We start from the raw sequence: 401 nt of genomic DNA, 5'->3' as shown, positions 1-401 counted from the left end.
ACGCCGCCGTCGACGTGGACGATCTCGCCCGTGGTGCGGGGGAAGAAGTCCGACAGCAGACCGACGACGCCGCGGCCGGCCGGCTCGGGGTCGGCGAGGTCCCAGCCGATGGGGGCGCGGTGGTTCCACACGTCCGCGAGCTCCTCGAAGCCCGGGATGGACTTGGCGGCCATCGACTTGATGGGGCCGGCCGAGACCAGGTTGCAGCGGATGCCCTTGGGGCCCAGGTCACGCGCCAGGTAGCGGTTGGTGGACTCCAGGGCGGCCTTGGCCACACCCATCCAGTCGTACTTCGGCCAGGCGATCTGCGCGTCGAAGGTCAGACCCACGATCGAGGCGCCCTCACGCATCAGCGGCAGCAGGGCCATCGACAGCGACTTGTAGGAGTACGCCGAGACCTG

The 401-nt window shown here is 69.8% G+C and carries 1 protein-coding gene; it reads right to left on the bottom strand.

The window, feature by feature from the left end; genetic code table 11:
- Nucleotides 1-401: SDR family oxidoreductase (locus AB4K12_RS31245; protein ID WP_368438178.1), on the bottom strand; the 401-nt coding region annotated here is incomplete at both ends.

Source organism: Streptomyces sp. C36 (assembly GCF_040932295.1).
Classification (GTDB): domain Bacteria; phylum Actinomycetota; class Actinomycetes; order Streptomycetales; family Streptomycetaceae; genus Streptomyces; species Streptomyces triculaminicus.
The sequence above is the reverse complement of the archived record's forward strand: the minus strand, read 5'-3'. Positions and strand labels throughout refer to the sequence as shown.